The 22920-nt window shown below is 57.5% G+C and carries 18 protein-coding genes; 5 read left to right on the plus strand and 13 right to left on the minus strand.

Annotated features, from left to right (window positions below):
- Positions 1-7: 7 nt before the first annotated feature.
- On the minus strand, positions 8-1780 hold the full coding sequence (locus tag CA85_RS10760; RefSeq protein ID WP_186774863.1) for a FecR domain-containing protein: 1773 nt from the start codon (positions 1778-1780) through the stop codon (positions 8-10).
- Positions 1777-2364 carry a sigma-70 family RNA polymerase sigma factor gene (locus CA85_RS10765; protein WP_146391318.1) on the minus strand — a complete coding sequence of 196 codons (588 nt, stop codon included), beginning with the start codon at positions 2362-2364 and terminating at the stop codon, positions 1777-1779. Before CA85_RS10765 ends, CA85_RS10760 begins: the two co-directional genes overlap by 4 nt.
- 771 nt (positions 2365-3135) lie before the next feature.
- On the opposite strand from CA85_RS10765, the gene CA85_RS10770 reads away from it, so the two are divergent.
- Positions 3136-4335, plus strand: a complete 1200-nt coding sequence (locus CA85_RS10770; RefSeq protein WP_146391319.1) for a DUF1559 domain-containing protein — start codon at positions 3136-3138, stop codon at positions 4333-4335.
- A gap of 350 nt (positions 4336-4685) precedes the next feature.
- Here the strand turns inward: CA85_RS10770 and CA85_RS10775 are convergent, their stop codons facing one another.
- Together CA85_RS10775 and CA85_RS10780 are read right to left on the minus strand one after the other, a co-directional pair.
- Positions 4686-5174, minus strand: a complete 489-nt coding sequence (locus tag CA85_RS10775; protein WP_146391320.1) for a YaiI/YqxD family protein — start codon at positions 5172-5174, stop codon at positions 4686-4688.
- Positions 5171-7210 (minus strand): NAD(+) synthase, encoded by a 2040-nt coding sequence (locus CA85_RS10780; protein ID WP_146391321.1) that lies wholly within the window; start codon positions 7208-7210, stop codon positions 5171-5173. The genes CA85_RS10775 and CA85_RS10780 overlap by 4 nt, the downstream gene beginning before the upstream one ends.
- A 596-nt stretch (positions 7211-7806) precedes the next feature.
- Here CA85_RS10780 and csrA point away from each other — a divergent pair.
- Positions 7807-8340, plus strand: coding sequence for a carbon storage regulator CsrA (gene csrA / locus CA85_RS10785; RefSeq protein ID WP_146391322.1), 534 nt, complete (start codon positions 7807-7809; stop codon positions 8338-8340).
- 21 nt (positions 8341-8361) lie between these two features.
- The gene (locus CA85_RS10790) at positions 8362-9006 is read left to right on the plus strand and encodes a lipase family protein (protein WP_146391323.1); all 645 of its coding nucleotides are present in this window, start codon (positions 8362-8364) and stop codon (positions 9004-9006) included.
- A gap of 475 nt (positions 9007-9481) precedes the next feature.
- Here CA85_RS10790 and CA85_RS10795 read toward each other — a convergent pair whose 3' ends face one another.
- Entirely contained in the window at positions 9482-9892 is a 411-nt protein-coding gene (locus CA85_RS10795) for a PEGA domain-containing protein (protein WP_246112682.1), read from the minus strand.
- A gap of 166 nt (positions 9893-10058) precedes the next feature.
- Positions 10059-11096: an aldo/keto reductase gene (locus CA85_RS10800; RefSeq protein WP_146391324.1), complete on the minus strand. Its 1038-nt coding sequence runs from the start codon at positions 11094-11096 to the stop codon at positions 10059-10061.
- 265 nt (positions 11097-11361) lie between these two features.
- Here CA85_RS10800 and CA85_RS10805 point away from each other — a divergent pair, with 265 nt between their 5' ends.
- Both CA85_RS10805 and CA85_RS10810 read left to right on the plus strand, forming a co-directional pair.
- Positions 11362-12531, plus strand: coding sequence for a 3-dehydroquinate synthase (locus CA85_RS10805; protein WP_146391465.1), 1170 nt, complete (start codon positions 11362-11364; stop codon positions 12529-12531).
- A gap of 200 nt (positions 12532-12731) precedes the next feature.
- Positions 12732-16499 carry a glycoside hydrolase family 2 TIM barrel-domain containing protein gene (locus CA85_RS10810; RefSeq protein WP_246112683.1) on the plus strand — a complete coding sequence of 1256 codons (3768 nt, stop codon included), beginning with the start codon at positions 12732-12734 and terminating at the stop codon, positions 16497-16499.
- Between the two features lie 54 nt (positions 16500-16553).
- On the opposite strand, the gene CA85_RS10815 is transcribed toward CA85_RS10810, so the two are convergent.
- The 7 genes from CA85_RS10815 to CA85_RS10845 form a co-directional block, all read right to left on the minus strand.
- Positions 16554-17762, minus strand: coding sequence for an N-acetyltransferase (locus CA85_RS10815; RefSeq protein ID WP_146391326.1), 1209 nt, complete (start codon positions 17760-17762; stop codon positions 16554-16556).
- Positions 17755-19044, minus strand: coding sequence for a beta-ketoacyl-[acyl-carrier-protein] synthase family protein (locus tag CA85_RS10820; protein WP_146391327.1), 1290 nt, complete (start codon positions 19042-19044; stop codon positions 17755-17757). The genes CA85_RS10815 and CA85_RS10820 overlap by 8 nt, the downstream gene beginning before the upstream one ends.
- A 6-nt stretch (positions 19045-19050) precedes the next feature.
- The gene (locus CA85_RS10825; RefSeq protein ID WP_146391328.1) at positions 19051-19557 is read right to left on the minus strand and encodes a 3-hydroxyacyl-ACP dehydratase FabZ family protein; all 507 of its coding nucleotides are present in this window, start codon (positions 19555-19557) and stop codon (positions 19051-19053) included.
- Between the two features lie 2 nt (positions 19558-19559).
- Positions 19560-19949, minus strand: a complete 390-nt coding sequence (locus tag CA85_RS10830; RefSeq protein WP_146391329.1) for an acyl carrier protein — start codon at positions 19947-19949, stop codon at positions 19560-19562.
- Positions 19950-20072: 123 nt separating this feature from the next.
- Positions 20073-20597, minus strand: a complete 525-nt coding sequence (locus tag CA85_RS10835; protein WP_146391330.1) for a 3-hydroxyacyl-ACP dehydratase FabZ family protein — start codon at positions 20595-20597, stop codon at positions 20073-20075.
- 94 nt (positions 20598-20691) lie between these two features.
- The gene (locus tag CA85_RS10840) at positions 20692-22110 is read right to left on the minus strand and encodes an aminotransferase class III-fold pyridoxal phosphate-dependent enzyme (RefSeq protein WP_146391331.1); all 1419 of its coding nucleotides are present in this window, start codon (positions 22108-22110) and stop codon (positions 20692-20694) included.
- Between the two features lie 364 nt (positions 22111-22474).
- Positions 22475-22909: a response regulator gene (locus CA85_RS10845; RefSeq protein ID WP_146391332.1), complete on the minus strand. Its 435-nt coding sequence runs from the start codon at positions 22907-22909 to the stop codon at positions 22475-22477.
- Positions 22910-22920 lie beyond the last annotated feature (11 nt).

Genomic DNA, 22920 nt, shown 5'->3' on the forward strand with positions numbered 1-22920 from the left:
AGGCGAATCATTCTACCTGATTCTTAACGGCCGCACCGAAGAGCGGCAGATCCTTTTTCGAATCGATTTGGTGCACGGAAGTCGTTGACTCCACATGCCGGAGATCGGTGTCGATCGGAGGGAATCCGCCTACATACACCGGGTCCACCATCGACCCACCATTATGCGTTTCATCGTCATCGGCATCTTGCACGAAGATGCCATCGACGACTTCGTTCTCATCGTATCCGAGATCCGAGAGGTCGATGCCGACAGCCAAGGCACGAAAGTTGAAGTGTCGATACCGTTGAGAATGACGACCGGAATAGAGGTCCGCGATCGAATCGATCTGATGTTCGAAGCGGAGCACTCCGAAACCAGCCACCTTCAACGCCTCAGGTGAATTCATGGGTATATCGAACTCGCGAACTGTGTGCGAGTGCAGGCCTCGACGGAACTCGAGCGGGCTGACATGAAACGCGTCTCCCATCTTGGGATTGCTGTAGCTCTGGAGCTCAAAGAAGACGATGTCGGGGCCGATCGAGTTCACCACCGGTCTGTCGAAACGAAACGTCATCCCGACTGTGTTCTCGGTGGGACTCGACGTCAGAGCCTGTTTCGACGCACCCGGGTTGAAAATTCCGGTATCGAGCGAATTGTCCGATTGGAGCAACTCCGCAATCGGTCGGTTGTCGCCATAGCGGTAAGCAACCGGCTGGACCTCGTCACGCTGTGTCGAGCGAAAATAAGTCACTTCCGTGGGAATTATGTCATCAATTTCGTACTGAAACGGCGTGCCACCTCGCTGTACCGAAATCGATAGCAGTTCTTGCACGCCTCGGGCGTCAGGGCTGGGCGCCGGGGCGGCTTGATACTGGAGAATCCGATCTGGCAGTCCATACCGATAGATGGGCGGATTCAAAGCTGACACACCTCGCGACCGCTGTAGGTCGTGCGGGTAGACCGCGGAATCATTCGCAGTCAGGAGCTCCGGTGCAGAGATCGCCTCGCCATCCGGGCTTTTCTCGATCACTTCGGCAGCACCTTCGATTACCTGCACGTTCGTTTCGCCCGAACTATCAACTCCGACGCCAAAACGAGTCCCAAGATCGATAACGTTTGCCAGTGGCGTTTCGACCTCGAATCCCTGCGCCCCTTCGGGCGCGTGGACCGAACACTGCCCCGCTTCCAAAAACAATCGTTCACTGGAAACTACCGAAAAGATGGCAGGTGCATCGACGAGCGCTGTTGCACCTTTCGGAAACGCCAGTTCGATCATGCCTTCTGTCAGGATGAACTGACGATTCATCTCAAGCACTGTACCGACCTCGGGCGCCAGCGAGCCAAAGAACTCTGCACCAGAATTTTGGGCAAAGACAACACTTGTCGCGTGTGAGAGACCGTTGTCGGTCGGCTCCGCATCAGAATTCCTTGAATTGCCTGACATCGCCACGGGGCGGCTGACGTCAACGTTCGGTTGCCAGTGCTGCAGTAGGCTTGCGGTGGCGATGACGAGCAGACTTGCGGCCACGACTGCGATCGGACCGATGAGCGTCCTTCGCAACCACCGGGGCTGCTTCGTTGCCAGAGACACACGGGCCGGCGATGGCGAGAACCGCATTCCGCCGAGGATCCGAGTCAGCGTCACGTGCACTTCAATTCGATCGAGGTAACGCTGCTGACGCTCTGGACAATCCAATAGGTAACGCTCCAGTTCCTCAGTCTGCGCACGCGTGATTCTTTGATCGATGAGCGAGTTGACCAAGAATTCAAACCGCGCCTTTTCACTTGGTTCGTTCACGAGTCCGCTCCTGAAAATTCCATGGATCGCTGCACACATTCACAGAGTTTACGGCGGAGAATTCCAGCACGATTGTATAGCGATTGAAGGGCTTTCCCAGTTGTCTTGGCGTGATCAGCCAAGCTTTGATCAGAGCAGTAAAGCTTGTCGAGTAGTTCACGATCGACATTTCGGAGCTTCTGCAGGCAGGCACGAAGTGCCTCCGACTTTGGGTTCGTCGAATCACGTGGTCCTTGGTACTGCTGAGACAATTGATCGACAAGATCCTGGCTAAAGTAGTGTCGGTCATGCTGCTCAGATCGGCGAAAATTGAGAACCTCATAGTGAGCTACCGTGCATGCCCAGCCTAGAAACGAACTTCCTTCCACATAGAGATCGAGTTTCCGCCATAGCACGATGCAGCATTTCTGAAAGACGTCTTCGGCGTCTGCATGGTTGGGGAGAATCGAGAAGATATAGCCGTAGATACCGTCACGCTCAGACGTGAATAGATCCAGGAAACGTTCATATCGTAGAGCCTCGTCACAGACGTTGGCCGCTGGCTCGGCGACCGCATCGCATTTGATTGCTGAGATAGTTGACATTGGATCGAGAAACCTCCGGACGCGGCAAAAGGAAGTGCTTTGTATTGGGCCCGCTATAGAAGTACGTCAGCTCGTCATCGAACTTACCGAATGATTCTTCGACACAGTCGTGAATACTGCGATTGATAGTCGCCACCGACCACGGGCATGCCCTCACATCAAGGAAATTAGGAAAATTCCGTTTTGGCATAGTAAGTTCACGCTCCCGGGTGACGTCTTTCATTGGAAGGGGGCCGTCTTTTCACGAAAAACGCGTGGAGCGGTGGCTTCTTTATCCTAATTCCGTTTCAGAAAATTGGCATGTTTTGCTTAGAAGTTTCCTGCTGATTCGCTCATTGCGAGTTTTTAGGCACCTGCTTTTCCACCTTTCAAAGGAGTCGTGTTGATGCGTCCTCTCTATCTGCAAGTTCTTTGTTCACTGCTCACGTGCGGCTTTATTGCCGGATGTGGCAATACAACAGAAACCACAAGCTTAGGTGCCATGGACCCCAGTGAAGAAATGGGAATGGAAGAAGAGAACATCAAGCCAGTCCGTGTGCCGGCATCGGAGGTCTGAGGACTAGTTTTTAATCGATGTTCGATGACGTTTTGCGGTTGTCGAACTCGTTCAGACGAGAAGGATCTTGGCAATCACAGTTCCCGCTTCAAGTGCCGACCCGAAAACGGGTCTGACTCTTTGGACGCGAGTCATTTGACATGTTTTTAACGGCCTCGCCGGAGAGGGTTACCCCTTTTGCGGATAGGCTCTTAGTCATCATTTTTGAGGTTGATATGTATTCGTTTCATTCCAAAAGACAGGGTTTCACCCTGGTTGAGCTCCTCGTCGTGATCGCCATCATTGGTGTTTTGGTGGGATTGTTACTACCTGCGGTCCAAGCTGCTCGGGAGGCGGCACGGCGCATGAGTTGTAGTAATAACTTCAAGCAGCTCGGGCTTTCCCTGCACAACTACCACTCCGCCTATGACAAACTTCCGATGGGAAGTGGCGGGACGGGTATCGATAGCAACACCAACTCTCCCGATGCGAATAATCTGCGTTTGAGTGGCTTGATCGCGATGTTGCCCTACATGGAACAGCAAGCGCTTTGGCAAGCGATTTCCAATCCGTTCCAATCCGAAGCTGGTTATATGTTCCCTGCGATGGGACCGACTCCCGGATCCAATGATCCTGTGTTCGCAGGCGCTGCCTATGAGCCGTTCCGACAACAATCGCCGACGATTCGTTGTCCGAGTGACTCGGCACGTCACGGCGGAATGGCCCAAACGAACTACGCGTTCAATTACGGTGACGGTGGGCGATTCGTTGGTTGCGCCTACGCTGACACGCACACTCGCTTTAACAGTTCATGGACGGGCAATACCGGTGATAAAGCATCCAAGCGTGGTGCGTTCACGCGAGAGTACCAGTTTGGTTTTCGAGACATTCGCGATGGGTTATCCAATACGATCGCGATGGCTGAAATCGGTGTTGGCGACAGTACCCCCGAGGGGCGAGAAATCATAGCGTATCAGTTCCAACTCGATAACGCGCTCTATGCTCGACAACCTATTCTCGGATGCAAGAATGAACAGGGAGGCCAAGTCACGGACCCCGAGAACCCGCGGCGGTACGCGGCGGGGACGTTGTATCCTCGCGGTCGGCGTTGGGCGGAGGGTCACATCGGCTACACGGGGATCACGACGGTGTTGCCACCGAATTCGCCAACCTGCCGGATGCCCTCGAGCACAGCGTTGGGGGGGATGTCAGGAGTCTATTCGGCAGGCAGTTACCATGCCGGTGGAGCGCATGTCTTGCTCTGTGATGGCGCAGTTCGCTTTGTTACCGAATCGGTCGATAGCGGCGAGGATGCAGCTGCGTGGACGGTGTCGATCGGCGGAAATCACAAGGCGCCGGGCTCGAAAAGTCCTTTCGGGGTCTGGGGCGCCATGGGAACTCGCAGTGCCGACGAAACGGCAAGCTTGGATCAGTAAGTAACGCGTTATCAATTAGTGTGGCTGATCCGACGGAAGGGTGCGCCCGAGCTTTTTTTCAAGGCATGGCTCCCGTATCGAAGGATTTATTTGTGGGATGTGATTATCAATGTTAGACTGGCACTGCCGGGAGAAACGGAGCCGAGCTCTGCAGAGGTGCTGGCTTGGCAAGGGATATCTCGGTCGCCAGCGTTTCCCTGCAAAAGCGGTACGCCAATGGTGTTGTCGGTCCCTGGCGAGCGTTTGTTCGTCAGGGACGCATTGTTGAACGATCATTGGATACGAGAGCCATGCCTCAAAAAACCTTCCGCTGTGCTCTGCGCACGCTTCGGTCGGATGAACCCAAAATGCTACGTTTGTTTGCCGTCGGGATGATCTTGGTGCCAGCGGGTGGCTTTCTGTAGTAGGCGATCGAACGTGGCTGCGAAAGCTTTCTTGTCTTTTTCGTTATACGGGGCGCTGCCGCTGGTAACGACGCCTGTACCGCGAAGAGAATCCATGAAGTTGCGCATCGACAGGCGACTGGCGATATTCGCTGCTGAATACTCTTCCCCGCGTGGATCGATGACGAGCAAGCCTTTGGCGACGAGATCGGCGGCCAGCGGGAGGTCGGCGGTGATGGCCAGTTCCATCGGTTGGCCGTGTTTGACGATATACCGATCGGCTTGGTCGGCTCCCTCGCGGACGACAACCGATCGTGCCGTCGCTGCGGCAGCCGGTGGAATCGGGATGGGTTGGTTGGCGACGAGAATCGTCTCAATGTTTCGCCGCGTGGCGGCGCGAAACACGATCGTTTTGACGTCCGTCGGGGCGGCGTCCGCATCGACCCAGATCTTCATGATTTCGGCCGCTCGGATTGAAAGGCTGCCGCGGAAGCATCCGACGGCATCCGCCAATCGCCACGGGGCGAGAGCGATACTGAACCGACCTTGGGGCCATCGGGGACGCAGTTGCGTTTGTACTGGCTGGCGAAGAATCGGCGGATGAATGTCCGCAAGGTCTGTTCAATCACATCATCGCTATGGGGCTCGGCGAATGTCGCGGTGCCGGCCAGGAAGCGGAGTTTGTCCACATCGCAGCCGCCACGAACAAAGTGATAGAGAAAGAAGTCGTGCAATTCATAAGGGCCGAGAGACGCCTCGGTGCTTTGCCGGATTTGACCATCGCTCGTCGGCGGCAAAAGTTCCGGCGAAATCGGGGTATCGGCGATGCCATGCAGGAGTGTTCTCATCTCGCCCTCGTAGCGATGGTCGGCAATATAACGGACGAGGTATCGAACGAGCGTTTTGGGGATCGAGCAGTTGACGTTGTACATCGACATGTGGTCGCCGTTGTAGGTGCTCCACCCCAACGCTTGCTCGCTGAGATCGCCTGTGCCGAGCACGAAGCCACGGCTCATCAGCAGCAGCGTTCGCATCCGGGCCTGCACATTCTCGAAGACCAGGTCCGAGGCGTCGTCGTCGGTCGACTCCAGTGCTTGCTGGAGGTTCGCAATGTCGGTTTGCTCGCTTACCTCGATTCCCATCGGTGAGTGCTCTAGCCCTGTGAATGTGTCGAGCGAGAGTTGCCGGATGTCGATGGTTCGGCAGGTCACCCCGAGTCGTTCGACAAGGTCAACGGCGTTGTTGCGCGTATGTGACGTGGTTCCAAAACCCGGCATGACGAGCGCCTCGATCACGCTCCGGTCACGCTGCAGATGATCGACGGCACCGATCGCAACCAACAGAGCGAGCGTGCTGTCGAGACCGCCGGAAACACCGATCGAGAGCGTGAGGTCTTCCGGCAGCCCCGCGAGGCGCTTGACCAATCCGCCGGTTTGAATGGCTAAAATCTCGGCACAGCGCGCCTCTCGCTCAGACGCCTCATCGGGCACGAAGGGATGCGGGTCGATGCGTCGCTGCAGCTTCACGCGAGATTTCGCAGCGGTCTGCGGCGGGGTGGATGGTTCGACATCGATCCAGCGATACCGGCGAGGCAGTGAATCTCGAAAATCGTCGAAGGATCCCATCACTCGCCGATCATGCATGAGACGCTGCAGATCGAGATCCCGAGTCAACTGGGCTGGCTCGGGCAAGATCGGGTGCTCGCCATCGCCGATGCGGCGGGACTGTCCTAGCAGTCCGCCGTTTTCAGCAATCAGACAGTGGCCTCCGTAAACGAGGTCGCTCGTCGACTCGCCGCCGCCTGCGGAGGCATAGACGTAGCCGCAGATTAACCGCCCTGATTGGCTGACGACGAGATCGCGCCGCCACTGTGCCTTGCCCACAGTCTCATTGCTCGCCGACAGATTCGCAACGACGTTGGCGCCGGCGATCACTGCGTGCGAGCTCGGTGGGACAGGCACCCAGAGATCTTCACATATCTCCGCAGCGAGCACCGCGTCTCGATCGCGAAACAGCAGATCGGTGCCGAAAGGAATCTCTTCGCCGCCGATCGATACGCTCTCGGGGTCACCGGAGCTGGCGGCGCGGAAATGCCGTCCCTCGTAAAATTCGCGGTAGGTCGGCAGGAACGTCTTGGGAACGATCCCCCACAACCGGCCACGCCCGACGATTGCGGCCACATTCATGACGCTCGTCCCTACCGCCAAAGGCAAACCGGCGGCTACGATCGCATGCATCGCAGCGGTAGCTTCGACCAACTCCAGTAGGGCGTCTCGGGCGGCATCGAGCAGCGTCCCCGTGGCAAACAGATCGCCACAGGTGTAGCCGGTCAAACCGAGTTCGGGCAGCACGATCAGATCCGAGTCTTCAGACTGCTGCAGCATCACAATCGACGCCTGCACATTGAACTTTGGGTCGGCCACCCGCAGATCCGGGGAAGCAGCCGTTACGCGGTAGTAACCATGCTGACGCACGGGGTCCGGAAGAGGCATTCGCGCCGCTTTCTTTCAATTCAGGGTAAGCAAGAAAATCGAGTCGAGTCCGCCTGCCGCGAACCTTGTACTCACTGACAGACTCTGGCAGGGGTACCGCAGTTCGTCGGAGTCGATGAGATGAGAGCATAGTCTCAATCACCGACTACGCGACGGTGGCCACGGGACGCGGGGTGCAAGTATAGCGGCTGGGCCCGCCTATTTGCAGCTCGGACTCGCCTACTTCGCGGGCTGTCCATTGATTCTTCGCCAACGAAATAGCAGTAACATTCACGACGCAATGTCCTTTGTAAATCAGGAACTTTTGTAAAGCAGGGATTTGTCCTTGTAAATCCTTCCGTTTCCGCCCGGTCTGGAATTTTCGAACGCTTAAACGAATGTTTCTAAGTGATTGTTGCGAAGAGACTTACGACCTTTCGAGGTTGCCAGGTGTCGGTTTTGGCATCCCGGTTGCATTACCACTCTTTCGTTGCCGGCTGAGGCGAGGACTTCAGCGGCGGCCCCCGCCTTTCCCATCTTTTCGAGTTTCAATCCTGGTTTCTCACTGCCGCTCATCTTTCGAGCGGCAGTGGGGCCTGGGCACTAAGGAGAATGCCATGTTGGTTCTGACACGAAAACTGAACGAAAAAATCAAAATCGGTGACGACGTAACGATCACGATCATCAAGCTGCGAAACAATCAGATCCGAATCGGTATCGAGGCTCCTCGCGACGTTCGCGTACTGCGAGCGGAATTGGAGCACGCCGTCCGCAGCGACGAATCGGACGCTCAACCGGTAGCGGCTGTCGAGTCAAGCAATGCTGACCGCGCTGTCCCGAGCAATCGAGTGCGAGAGTTTCTCGCTGACCATTCCACTGAGGCTGACACGCGGCCGCGTCAACCACGAGGCAAGCATGTTGTCGATGGGCTGATGTCGGCTGACGAGATGGTCGCCGCTGGAAAAGACAGTGATGACGAACGGTTTGACGATGATTCTCAGCCTGAGCACGATGGAGATCACTCCCCCTCAGCCGCGCTGCAGGTTTTTTCGGGTAAGATTGGCTGCGACGGAGAGCTTCGTGAGCACAGCCCTGCTACTGAGGCTCGGCTGTCACGAGCTCCCCTGGCAGGCTTTTTTACCGCCCCTTGAACCCCGTGAATTGTTGCGTCGATGCCCGAGCGAGATGCCACCATCGACCGCGTTTTGTTGATCCCTGGACTCTTGGAACCGCCGATGGCCATGTGGCCGCTGCGGCGCGTCTTGAGCAAACGCTGGGATCCTGTTGAGATCTGGCGAGACCGCCTGATCTTTCGCGACATCGACGCCACCGTCACCCGACTCTCGCGTTGGATCGAAGACGATGGTAGTGGCTCGTCGATCGCGATCGTTACTCATAGTTTTGGAGATTGGTTGGCGCGTCGTGCGATCGCACGAACACCTGGACACCGCGTCATCGCACTTGCTTCGGTCGCGCCTGTGATGCGCAGCGGCTGCATTATCAAGGCAATCCACTATGCCGGTGGTGACCTCATTCCTGAAATCGCGATCGTCTCTCATCCCGATCGCGCGGCTGAGAATCTCGAGTGTGACCCGAATGTCGATCGAATGGTGCTCTGGGCCAAAATCGACCTGGGGGTCAGTGAAATTGATCTCAGCCGTTTACCCCATATCGCGGTCCATCGAGTCGCTGCGACTCACCTGAGCATCATCATGCAGCCCAATGTCATGAGCAGGATCGAACGGTTTCTAAGCACATCAGGAGAAATGAATCCGCACAACTCTTGTGAGCGGGTAACAGCGGGTACCCGCGGCTAGCGCCGAATGGCACTTCCTTTGGATCCGTCTACCAACGCGGTGAAGCATTTCTGCTAAGCGTTCCGTCATGTCGCGTGATCCATAAGCGGCGAATTGGAAGTGGACGGGGCGACGAGCTTTCGATTACCCACAAGTATCCTGCAAGGGATGAAAGAAGATAGTCGTAGGTAAGCGCAGCGCCACCTACGGTTGTTCGTTGAAGATGGAGCGTCGACCCCGAAGTGGGTCGCAGACCTCGTCGAGAATGATCTTCCACCCCATTCGGGGTTGGCACGCGTGTTTCTCAGCGTTTCCGTTGGTATTCGCTTGCGCTTGACCACCGGCTACTTTCTTCAACGCCTTTGGCGTGGGAAAACTTGCAGGGTTCAACAGCTCGTCGCCTCGACCACTACAGAGAAGCTTTCGCTAAATCCGCCACTTTTTGATCACGCGTTGCAAAGCGACAGCTTGTGGCCTCGCTGACGATAGCACAAGTTTACCCGCCACCGATCGCTTGGCTGCGGAGATGTTCGGCGCGGCCGAGCACCTCGTCGGAAGATTCTGTCACGGCGGGGACCAGTTCCACGTCGATGATGCGTTCGTCGCGAATCTCGCCTGGCCAGAGTGTTTCGCTGACGAATTCTGCCACGGGCCATTCATACCAGGGTGGCTTGATTTTTCGGCGAATTGTTTCCGTGCGATAGCCTTCTTTTTCTACCCGAATCTCTCGTGTTCCATAGTACACAAAACTGGTGGCCGCGGGGCTGGTCCCGATCAGCTGGTTATCGATCGAGACCGTTGCACCGGGAGGGGAGGTACGTACCGTCATACGCCGCCGCACGCACCCGCTGCTGAGGCAAGACAACATGACGACGATCGCCGCGGCAGCGTAAGCAGCCGAACGCACGGAGCGGTGCGAACACGTCAAGGACGTGGGGTGAGTATGTTGCTGAGCGTGAAACACGATGGGGCCCAAGCGAGGTCATGATCAAAGTCGCAGAATACATCCGAACTAGCAATTGTTGGGATCGGCTGGCTAGACCAAACTTGAATGAATCCTATTCGACCGCCACTTATAATCGCCGCAAGCCATCCTCGGTCATCGGTGTCGGGATTTCGGTATCGATCTCGTCGATCCGGCTGAGCGTCTCGGCATCGAGAATCAGGTCAGCGGCAGTGAGGCTTTCACGCAGCTGCTCGATCGAGGTGGCGCCGATGATCGTGGAGGCGACGAAATCGTGCTGCCTGCTCCAGGCCACCGCCAAGGCGGTCACGGAGACACCGATCGACTCGGCAATATTCATCAATCGCCGTGTTGTCTCGATCGTGCGATCGTTGACGAAGCGTTCGGCCATGCGTTTCTGGCGTTCTCCGTCGCCGACGAGATAATCGGTGAAGCGAGCCCCTGGCGGGGGGCCGCCATTGTACTTGCCCGTCAGCACGCCTCCGCCGAGTGGTGAGTACGGCAGTAAGCTGACGTTTTCTCGGCGACAAACCTGTGCCAGCTCACTCTCGCAGCGACGGTTGATCAGGCTGAAATTATTCTGCACGGTTTGATACCGCTCGACGCCGCACACGTCGGCGGCCCATAAACTCTTCATCAGCCCCCACGAGGTTTCGTTGCTGCAGCCGATCACCCGCACCTTGCCGGAGCGTTTGAGGTGCGTCAACGCATCGAGAATTTCCTCATAGGGCAAGCCATGATCGGGCCAGTGAATCTGATAAAGATCGATATAGTCGGTCCCCAACCGGCGGAGCGAATCGTCGCAGGATCGGAGGATCTGATGACGGTCCAAGGTCGTCCGGCCATGACGCACCGGGGGAGGGAACCAACCGTGGCCGGGGCCCGTAATCTTGGTTGCCACAGTGATCGAATCGCGGGGCTTGCCCGCGAGCCAACGGCCGAAAATTTCCTCCGTCACGCCAACTGTGTCTTTCTGTGGCGGGACCGGGTAGATCTCAGCGGCGTCGAAAAAATTGATTCCGGAATCGGCGGCCACATCGCAAATGGCGTGCGAAAGTGTTTCGTCGCATGAGCTACCGAACGTCATCGTCCCCATGCAGATATCCGAAACAGTGATTCCGCTGCTGCCTAGTCGTCGTTGTTGCATCGTCATGGGTTCCTTGGGAAGGAGTCGGTTTGCAGTTACAATGAACGGTTGTTGGGTTGTAGCGTTCTGACGCCAAGCATCAATCCCACACCCGCTCCTACACTCCCTCCTCGCACTCCCCACCGCCTGCCTCGTGTCTGACCATGCTGATTCTATCGTGCCTGCCCACTCTGCGGCCCCGAGTACTCGCCCGGTCTGCGGAGGGGGGAAGAGCAGCTGTGGACCGCGGCGCGCCGACCCGCAGCCGCCGCAGGAGCAGCTCCCGGTGAGCGATGTGGATGTGCCCTTCGCCGTGACGTTCACTCATCGACTGCGACACACGAGCGATGTCAGTGACGCCGACTTTGATGTCTTGACGGATCTGTTGGCGAGTGATCCCAGTACCCCAGCGAAGGTGCAGTTGTGGGTGGACTCCAACCTGGGTGCGGTAGCGGAACGAGGGTCCGATTTTACGGATCGGCTTGGCGAGCGACTCGCCGGGTGTGCCTCCGTGGAATTGGCTGGCCTCCCTTACTCCATTCCTGGCGGTGAAGCGTGTAAAAATTCGCCCGCCATTCTTCAGGGATTGCTGGAACGGATCCACGAGTTTGACATGGACCGTCGCAGCTACATCATCGTCGCTGGCGGCGGTGCCGTACTCGACGTGGCCGGCTACGCCGCGGCGATTGCCCACCGCGGCATTCGCTTGATTCGATTGCCGTCGACGACGCTCGCCCAGGCCGATTCGGGGATCGGTGTGAAGAACGCCATCAATCAATTCGGCAAGAAGAACTGGATCGGTACCTTCGCCGTGCCTTGGGCGGTCATCAATGACGCCGAAATTCTACAGACGCTACCCGACCGCGATTTTCACTCGGGGCTGACCGAAGCGATCAAGGTGGCACTGCTCAAGGACACCTCGTTCTTCGATTGGATCGAAAAGAACGCAGCCTCCATCCGGCAGCGAGAGTCTCAGGTCAGTTCAGAGGCGATCGCGCGGTCGTGTCGATTGCACCTCGACCACATCACGCTCGGTGGCGACCCGTTTGAAGCTCTCGAAGCGAGGCCACTGGATTTCGGGCATTGGTCCGCACACCGGCTCGAACCGATGACAGGTTACCAACTGCGTCACGGCGAAGCGGTGGGGATCGGGGTTGCGTTGGACACACTGTATTCGGCTCGCGTTTTGGGTTTGGATCATGATACCGCGCTACGTGTGTGCGACTGCATCGCGGCCATCGGTTCACCGCTTTGGTGCGACGCTCTAAGCGACCGCGAAGCCGTGCTGAAAGGACTCGAAGAATTTCGGCAACACCTTGGCGGCCGTCTTACGGTGACGATGCTCCGTGACATCGGTGAGAGCGTCAACGTCCACGAAATCGACCTGCCCGTGATGAGTGAGTGCATCGAAGAACTTCGGCAGATCGCCAGTGCGTCTGAGCGGCGGAATCATTGAACGCTGCTAGCTGCCCTCGGTATCGCAGGGTCCGTTTCCTGGCGAGTTAGACTCGTTCGCGGGTTAACAAACCTCGATGTTTCGGAGTCTTCCGGCGACGTGCGCGGAGGGCAACCGGTTGTCGAAAGCAACGCTCGCCCGTAATTTGAAGGCGTGATTGCGTTACGAACCACCCACGCCTGGAATCGATGATGGATGTCATGAAGAGAACTGCCAAACTCCCGGTTGGGATGACGCTTGTAGTCCTGCTGCTGGCGTCACTCTGCCCAGTTGCCGCCCGATGCGAAGCACCGGACTGGGAGAACGAACAGGTCATTGGCATTCATAAGCTGCCACCGCGGGCCACTTCGGTGCCTCACCTGGACCGTGAAACCGCGACTTCAGACGATCCCGAGTCGAGCCCGTTCTTTCAGAGCCTCAACGGGCCCTGGAAGTTCCACTGGGCCAAGGATCCCGATAGCCGGCCCGCGGATTTCTACCGCCGTGACTTCGACGTCAGTCGGTGGGACGAGATCCCTGTGCCGAGCAATTGGCAGCTGCATGGCTACGGCGTGCCGCTATACTCGAACATCACTTATCCTTTTAAAAAAGACCCGCCGCGTGTGATGGGAACTCCCCCGGAGGACTACACAAACTTTGACGCTCGGAACCCGGTCGGCTGTTACCGCCGCGAGTTTGAGATTGAGAAGGCGTGGGACGGACGCCAAATCTTTGTGCAGTTTGATGGCGTCGACTCCGCATTCTATCTGTGGGTCAACGGACAGAAGGTGGGATATAGCCAAGGCAGTCGCACCCCCGCGAGTTTCGATATCACTCAGTACGTGCAGTCCGGGGTCAATACCATCGCTGCAGAAGTGTATCGCTACTGCGATGGCAGCTATCTCGAAGATCAAGATTTTTGGCGTCTCAGTGGAATCTTTCGCGACGTGTCGCTGTGGTCGGCGGACCAACTGCACATCCACGACTATTTCGCGCACACCGATCTCGATGATGAATACCGCGACGCCTCGCTGCGGGTCGAGGTTGAGATTGCCGATGCGGCTCAGCAGCAGAGCGATTGGTCGTTGCAGATGGAACTGCTCGACGAAGCCGGAGAAGTCGTCGCGAGCGAAACCCAATCTCCCACGGGCGACCAAGCTCAATCAGGGCACCTCACTCTGCAGACGCTTGTCGAAGCTCCTGCGCTGTGGTCTGCGGAGAAGCCCTGTCTGTACCGGTTGTTGTTGACACTGAGCGATTCCGATGGACAAACCGTCGAAGTGGTCAGTACCCAGATCGGTTTCCGCGAGGTAGAGATTCAAGACGGGCTCCTGCACGTCAATGGGAAGCCGATTTACTTAAAGGGCGTCAATCGGCACGAACATGACCCGGACACCGGCCATACGGTTTCTCGAGAGTCGATGATTGCTGACATCAAAAAGATGAAGCAGTTCAATATCAACGCAGTCCGCACCAGCCACTATCCCAACACGCCGATGTGGTATGCGCTCTGTGATCAGTACGGTTTGTACGTCGTCGATGAAACCAATATCGAATCCCATGGTATGGGGTACGGCAAGGAATCCTTAGCGAAAGACCCAAGCTGGGGCAAAGCGCACCTCGACCGGGTGCAGCGAATGGTTGAACGCGACAAAAACCATCCATCGATCATCATCTGGTCTCTCGGAAACGAAGCTGGCAATGGGGTGAACTTCATGGCCAACTACGATTGGGTGAAGCAACGTGATCCGTCGCGACCAGTCCAGTACGAGCAAGCCGGGTTTCGGGACCGCAATACCGACATCCGCTGCCCCATGTATGCTGGCATCAATCGGATTGTGAACTATGCCACGAAACAACCGGATCGCCCGCTGGTCCTGTGCGAGTATGCCCATGCGATGGGCAACAGTGTCGGGAACTTCCAAGATTACTGGACCGCGATCGAAGCTCACGATGCGTTGCAGGGCGGGTTCATCTGGGACTGGGTCGACCAGGGTCTCCGCAAGCCCATCCCACCGCAATATACCGTCGTCGATCAAGCAAACACGCAGCGAACGGCCCGTGTGATCGGTAGCGTCGACAAGGAAAACGGTGTTACCGGCGCTGTCGTGGTGCCTGAAAGTGAGGACCTCAATCCCACCGGTGGACTCACCTTGGAAGCCATCGTGGTTGGCAATCGGGCCGACGGGTTCAATCCGCTGATCTCCAAAGGCGACCATCAATACCTGTTGCGAGTTGATTCTGGCGGCGTGAATTTCACCTTGTTCTCGGACGCTTGGAAAGGCATTCAAGCCTCCTATGAGGAAGCCGGGCTGGTCGACGGCGAGAACCGGATTACCGCAACCTACGATGGCGCGACCATGCGGCTCTATGTCAATGCAACGCTCGTGAAAGAGCAGCCCTTTGCCGAACCGATCGCGTCGAGTGGTTTTCCAGTCAACATTGGTCGCAACTCGGAGGTTCCCGAAAGAACATCGACCCTGCCCATTCGCGCCGCTCGCATCTACGATCGTGCTCTTTCGGCATCGCAGGTTAGCGACGTCGAGAGTCGCAGCAGCGAAGGATTGGTTGTTGATTTGGATCTGTTGGCTACCGAGCGTGAGGAGCCTTCGCCTGACGCGGAGCAAACCTTCATGGCCTATGGCGGCGATTTTGGAGACCGGCCCAACGACGGGAATTTCTGTGCCAACGGACTGGTTAGTCCTGACAGGAACCCCAATCCCCATTTGTGGGAAGTGAAAAAGGTCCATCAGAACATCAAGGTGACTGCCGAAGACCTGGCCTCAGGTAAGTTTCGGGTTGAGAACAAGTTCGCGTTCACCAATACGAACGAATTCATTCCCCGCGTGATACTGCGTCTGGACGGGAAGATCGTCGGCCGAGCGACACTCAAACCCTTTGATATCGAACCCGGCAGCGATCAGGCCATTGTCATTCCGACAATGAAGACAGCCGCTATGCAAGGGGAAGCCTTGCTGAGTATCGCCTTTGAAACCGCGACGCCCACGCCATGGGCTGCCGCTGGACACCGCGTCGCCTGGGACCAATTCCAGTTGAGCGGAGCCGAGCAAAGCGGGCCGCCGGTATCCGATGAAGAGATCACAGTGACCTCTCCTGACGACGACCACCGCATCATCGCAACCGGGAGTGTGCAAGCCACCTTTGATACTCATCACGGCACCCTGACGTCACTGAAAGTCGGCGGCGAAGAACGGTTGCAGACGGAGCTAGCACTGAATTTTTGGAAGATCCCCAACGATAATCAGTACGGCAACAAATACGTCAACCGACTCGGTGCTTGGCAGGATGCGGCGGAGCAGTTTGCGGTTACCAAATTTGATGTCGAAGCGAAAAAGGACCGCGTCGAGGTCAGCGTGCTCGGAGATTTAAGCGTTGGTGGATCTCAGTGTGAGTTGACGTACACGGTTTACGCCGCCGGAGTCATTCACGTGCAGGCGAGCTATCGACCAGGTGATGGCAAGATTCCATCGCTGCCACGCTTTGGGTTGAAGTTCGCAGTGGACCGCGAGTTCGATCAGGTCAGGTGGTACGGTCGCGGTCCTCAGGAGACCTATTGGGACCGCAAGACCGGTGGCGAGATTGCCGTCTACGAATCGACTCCCGAGAAGATGTTCTACCGCTATCTCCGTCCCCAAGACACTGCCAATCGCTCTGATGTGCGTTGGATGCAGGTCACCGATGACGCTGGGAATGGCCTCGCGATCACGGCGGACGAACCACTGAGCATGAGTGTTTGGCCGTACACAATGTCGGACGTTGAGTCAGCGGCGCACCCCTTTGAACTGCAAAGCAGCGATTTCAATTCGGTCTTTGTCGACCTGAAACTGCATGGTGTCGGTGGCGATACGAGCTGGGGAGCTCGCACGCACAGCGAGTACACTCTGCCGGGAGATCAGCCCTACAGCCTGGCGTTCACGATTGCCCCCGTGGCTCAGCAAGCGGCCGAGCCCGCTGGTGCAAAAGAATGATCACGCGATGCTAGTGCACACGACGGGCAACACGCTGGCGACCGATGAGCTCGCTTACTCGTCAGGACGGTCGACATCGGCAAGAGATTTGGAATACAGCCGATAGGTCTTGTCGAGGGTCGAACCGGATGCATCGAGAATCGATCGCATCGCTGTGTTGGTTTCAAGGATCCAAGACATCTCGCAGTGCGTTGCGCCGCGACGGACGCTGGCTGTGCGGCACCGATCGATCATCGAGAATGCGATTGCGGCGCCGGTGCGAGTGTTTTGATACTCTTTCGCGATTCCCATCAGCGGCACACGCACTGAACGGCAGCTTTTGCGTTGGATGCGGTAAAACATCCGTAGCCACCCGAATGGAAAAAGCTTGCCATTGAGGTCGGCTGTCAGCTCGTTCAGGTTGGGGATAACGACCATAAACCCAGCGACCTTACCGTCGATTTCCGCCAATACCACAGCGTCGGTGGAAAATAGTCGCCGAACGAGCATCGCAAGTTCATCGACCTCACCCTGCGTCATGGGTAGGTGTCCCCAGTTCTCAGCCCAGGACTCGTTGAACAGCTCCAGCAGCAAGCCGAGTTCAGCCTTCAGATTTCCCTTGTCAACGTTACGCAGGCTGATTTTGCTGTTACGGCCAGCGGCCTTCAGGATTCTTGCGATCCGTTCCTGGTACGGCAGAGTGATGTCGAGATAGTAGGCGTAGACGTCCATTTCTCGACGCATGCCCGCCTCGTCGAATAGTCGTTGATAGTAGGGGGGATTGTGCGTCATGAAGACGAAGGGTGGGCGGTGAAACCCATCGATCAACAGACCGGCCTCTTCGTGAATCGAAAGATTGAACGGCCCAACCATCCGGCTCATGGAGCGTTCCGCCAGCCATGTCTCTGCGGCGTTGAACAAGGCGTCGGAAGTTTGCGAAGAATCATCACATTCAAAAAATCCGAAATGTCCATCGCCCGTGCCATGGTGTCTCTGGGCGAGTTGGCAGATTTGGGCGGAGATTCGACCCACCACTCGACCGCCTCGTTCGGCCAGAAACAGCGCTGCGTTGGCATGCTCGAAGTACGGATTCTTTTTCGGGTTGAGTCGTGATCGTATCTCCGCATGCAGCGGTGGGACCCACTGCGGATCATCGCCGTATATTGACCAGGGGACGTTAAGGAAGTCCTTCAGGTCGCGGCGTGTACGGACCGGTCGCGTCGTGACTGCCGGACGAGACTGCGGTACGTCCGCGAACGCGCGTGCTGTCGCCTTGTTAGCCACCAAACCGGCTGAGGCAGAGCGTTACGTTCTGGCCGCCGAAACCGAAGCTGTTGTTGAGCACGTATTTCAGGTCTGCCTCCCGGGCTTCGTTGGCGACGTAGTCCAGGTCGCAATCCGGATCGGGAGTCTCGTAGTTGATTGTCGGGGGCAGGACACCGTCTCGCATCGCCATCAGGCAAACAATCATTTCGGTCACCCCTGCTGCGGCGATCAAGTGTCCCATCATGCTCTTGGTGCTGCTGACCGGCGTGGTCGCCGCGAGCTCGCCAAAGACTTCGTGGCAGGCTTTGGATTCCACCCGGTCGTTCACTTTCGTGCTCGTGCCGTGCGCGTTGACGTAATCGATCTCTGCGGGCGACAAGCCGGCATCGGCAATGGCCATCCGCATGGCGGCGATGGCGCCGTGTCCGTCCGGCGGGATGTCTGTGATCCGATAGGCATCGGCGGTTGTCCCGTAGCCAGCGACCTCACCGTAGATCGTGGCGCCACGTTTCTTGGCCGCTTCGAGTTCCTCAAGGATCACCATGGCCGAGCCTTCTCCGAGGACAAAGCCATTGCGTCCGGCGTCGAAGGGGCGACTAGCTTGGGTGGGCTCGTCGTTGCTTTCAGAGAGGGCTGTCAGTAGATTGAATCCTGTTACGCCGAACGGGTGAATCATGCTATGGGTGCCGCCGGCAAGCATCACGTCGGCCTCGCCTCGTCGAATGATTTCGGTAGCTTCTCCCACCGCTTGGCTGCTCGCGGCGCAGGCGGTCAAGCAATTGAAGTTCGGGCCCTGAGCATTGAAGCGTGTCGCCAGGTGGGCGGCGGGCATGTTCGGTTCTTGCTCGAGTTCCTTGGCGGGGTCGAGCAGGTCGATGCCAGCGGCGACAAATCGTTTGACGTCGTACTCGCCTTTGGAGAGTGCTTCGACCATCATGCGGCTGAACGTGCCGAAATCTTGGTTCCCCTCGCCACTGCCGAGGTAGACACCCATTCGCGTTGGATCATCAACCGTGTCGAGCACACCGCTATCGGCGACCGCTTGCGAGGCAGCTGCGATTGCGAACTGCGTATGCCGGCCCCGGCGGGTGTGTTGGTCCCCGTCATCGACGGCCAGGGTGATATCCCAGTTCTTGATCTCAGCGCTGATGCGTGTGGGGAACCCCGTGGCATCAAACAGAGTCGTGGGCGCGACTCCGCTCTGGCTTTCTTTCAGACCTGACCAGACCGTCGTGACATCCCAACCCATGGGGTTGATCATTCCGATCCCAGTAACGACGACTCGGCGACGCGGCGACATGGACGCTCAAAGATTCTTGTAGTAAGGAATGGGCTTGCCATCGGCGGTAACGGCGACGTGAAAGAAGTTCATCAATCGCAGCATCGCACGGAGATCGCCCGGATGAAACAGAGAGCCATCAACCAGATGCCCCTCTTCTAAAAATGCGAACATCAGGTCCACTTCGGCCTGCAGTTCGCCATTGCAATGGCTCGTACCGCTGACCACGGCACCGAGTTCTTGGGTGCGTCCCAGTTCGACGTGGTAGTTCAGTGTATCGCCCGGTTTGGCCGGGGCGTGGTACTTGGCCGACGCTACCTTGGCCAGCACAACACGCTTGGTGAACTGAAAGTGCTCGTGGACGAGAATCCCGCCCACTTGCGCGAGCCCTTCAATAATCAGCGTCGGCGGCAACACCGGATACCCGATACTGTAGCCGTCGAGCACCTCTTCATCGAGCGCGACATTCTTGATGCCACTCGCATGAGAGCCACTGACGAATTCAGTGAAACGATCGACCCAAAACCAACGCATGGTTACGCGTTGACCTTGCTATCGACGTAGCTGCACAGGTCGCCCACGGTGAGTAGGTTGCCGAAGTCTTGAACCCGTGGGTTCTGTTCGAACTTGGAGAGGTCTGCCCATGGCATCCGCGACTTCAACTCCTTCATGCCATCGGCAGTGACAACGCCGTTTTGGACGTACTCACTGTTGGTCAAGATGTCTTCAGGGGAAAGCTCTTCGCGTGGGATCTGGATATCGAATGCTTTTTCCAATTTGAAAACGATATCGAGAAAGTCGATCGATTCGGCACCGAGATCGCCCACCAAGGTGGCGTCGCGGGTCGTTTCGTCTTCGTCGACGCCGAGGGCGTCGACCAAAGCGGCTTGGACCTTTTCAAAAATTTCGTCTTGATCAAGCGACATCGTGTGTTCCTATTCTGGGATAAACTGAGAGAGTGAGTATTTCAGTGGCATTCGAAATGGCAGAGATTGCTGGGCGATGCGTGTGCGTCGATACCTGGCAGATCGTTGTTCTCTGAATGCCAATTAGGGAGTCATCGTCGGTGTCGACTTTTCGCCCGGCCGCCGCAGGGCAGCCACGCATGGGCAGTCACCGTAAAGTTGAAAAAATTGCTCGCGTGCGAGTCGTTTCAGGTCGTCGTCGGTATCAAGATGTTCGGGATCGCCACTAGAGCAGCTTTCTAAAATTAGCCGGGCGGCCACCGTTGTGCGATCGCCTTTGCGAGCCACCGCTTTGATCGTCGTTAACGGGCCGTTGACTTTGAAGATTTCTGCTTCCACGGTGAGCGTTTCGCCGGGCGAAAGGAAATCTCCAAACTTAACGTTGCGGACTTCGCGTAGCAGCACCAGGGCCTCATCGAATTCGGGCGTCATTCGAATCAGCCAAGCCGCTGCCTGATGCAGGGCTTCGAGCATCATCACGCCTGGCATGACCGGAAACCGAGGGAAATGGTCCTGCAGGTACTCTTCGTCGGCATTCAACGTGCGTTCGCCGACCAGCCTTTGGCCGGGTTCGAGCAGGGTGATGCGATCAAGCTGACTGTATTTCATGAGCGAATAATAGTGGCCTACCAAAAACCCCTCAAGCGGAGATACCCCCCAGAAACCGGAGAGCAAACGGTTTTCTGGCCCTTTTCAGGGTCCATCAGCCTAGTTTGGACTTCATCTGCGTCAATCCCGCATCGAGCAACTCGATGGCAGCATCGATGTGGGCGTGGGTCGTGATCGCTGGCGGAGGCAGGAAACGCAGGCGCACGGGATCCGCTCCACAAAGAAAACCGAGCAGCCCCAAGTCGAATAGCAGCCCCATCAATAGCTTCGCCTGCTCGAACGACCCGTCACCAGGGGTGAAAACGATCATCATCCCCTCGCCGAAAGGACCGTCAATCAATCCCGTGTGCTTTTGCGAAAGTTTCTTGAGCTGCGATGCGAAATACTCGTGTCGCTGCACGTTGGCACCCGTTTGGCCGAAGCATCCGGTGGATTCGAGCAAGTCGAGGGTCTTCAATCCTGTGCGGATCGCGGCGGTCGAGCCGGTAAACGTTTGGCTGATGATCGGCGCCGTCGGATGGAAATCTTTCCGGTACAAGGTGGCGCACACTTGGGTGATCTTGCCCACCGTGACGATGTCCGCGAACTCGTCGAGCCCATAGTGCTGGAAAGCAAACGGGCGGCTCGTCCGCGAAAATGACTGGATTTCGTCGAAGATAATCGGCACCCCTGCATCGCGGAGTGGTTGGCAGAGGGCGGTGAAGAACTCCGGGCTACCTGGATAGTATCCCCCTTCGCCCGCGATCAGTTCCGCCCAGAAAGCCGCGTGTTTTTTGGGGTAGCGGGCGAGCAGTTGAGTCAATTCCTCGACAGCGCGGCGGGTCGAGCCCGCTGGGTCGTGCGGGTCCAGGAATGGCAGGTAATCCACGTTGATCGCCATGGGGATCCCGTCTCGATAGGCGGGGCGATCCGTCAGCGCCGCCAGTGCAATCGATCGCCCAGCGAAGGCGTTGTCGAACGCAATCACGCGGTCGGCCGGCTGGGCATGGTGAAACGCGAATTTAAGTGCGTTCTCGTTCGCCATCGCGCCGCTGGTCGACAGGATCGCGTGCTCGAGTGGCGCCCCCGATTGACTCGCTAGTGACGTCAACCGCCTAAGCATCTGCACGCTGGGGACGTTCTGCTGCAGGTTGCCCTGCATCACCGTGTCCTCAATTGCTGCGTCGATGCTGGCGTCGATGATTTCAGGGTGCGAATGGCCGCAGCCGTGGACACCGATCCCGCCAATGAAGTCCAACTTAACGCTGCCGTCGGCCAGTTCGACATAGGGGCCGTTGCCGATCCCCGAGGCGAAGTAGGGCCAGATCGGTGCTGCGCCTCGCTCGCGTGTGTAGTCGGCAATAATCGACTCGTAGAACTCAGATAGGCCGCTCCGCGGTGGCGAAACGTCATCGATCTTGGCGGAATGTTCGCCAACAGCCGCCGCGATCAGCCGCTTGGCCTCGGCGATTCGCGGGTCATTCTCGAGGGCAGTGGCGTAAAGCGAGTTGGGAACGTCAGAGGGTGCGGTCATGAATCTCGATGTTGGACAAGAGGTACGGGGGGGGATAGCAATACGAGCAGCGACGCCATCGATGGGTTCGGAGGGCAATCCTCTGAGGTGGCCCAAGCCCGTGTGAGCAATTTGTTCGCTAGATGAGCCGAAGGGCATCCGCCCGGGGCCTCAGCGGGCTGTCGTTTTATTGAGCCGAGACGCGTAAGCGGGCCGGTGGGCGGCGTCACCCGAGGCCTTGCGGCCCTCGGCTCACCACTGCGGGGCCAACGCCGATTGAATCGACAAGCCGTTAGAGCGACGTCGCTCGCGTTTGGCGAGAGGAAGTCGGGCCTGTCGCTCGCCGTCTCACCGGGTTGCGCAGAATGACTTCCCCGTTTCCTGCTCAGGACGCGTCTTGGGTCAGCAGTCGAGAGACCGCCTCGAGCAGGCGGTCCATCGAGAACGGCTTGCGGATGTACTCGTTGACGCCGAGCAGTTCGGCATAGGCTTGGTGCCGGCTGCCTTCGTTGCCGGTGATCATGACCACGGGCAGGGGCAGGTCAAGTTCTCGGCGTAGTTTTTCGAGCACAAGGAAACCGCTACGTTTAGGCATCATCATGTCCAAGATCATCAATTGCGGGTTCTCCCGCTCGGCCAGAGCCAGGCCTTGATTGCCATCGCGGGCGATGACGACTTGGTAGCCCGCCGCCTCGAGCGCATAGCTCACTGTTTCGACAATCTCCATGTCGTCGTCGACCAGTAGCACCTTCGGGCCCGTCGGTTTCGGTTGATCGGACTGAGGGGCCGACTTGGGCTGTGGATCGGTCGTTGCGTTCATGATGTGGCTTG

This window comes from Allorhodopirellula solitaria (genome assembly GCF_007859855.1).
GTDB classification, from domain to species: domain Bacteria; phylum Planctomycetota; class Planctomycetia; order Pirellulales; family Pirellulaceae; genus Rhodopirellula; species Rhodopirellula solitaria.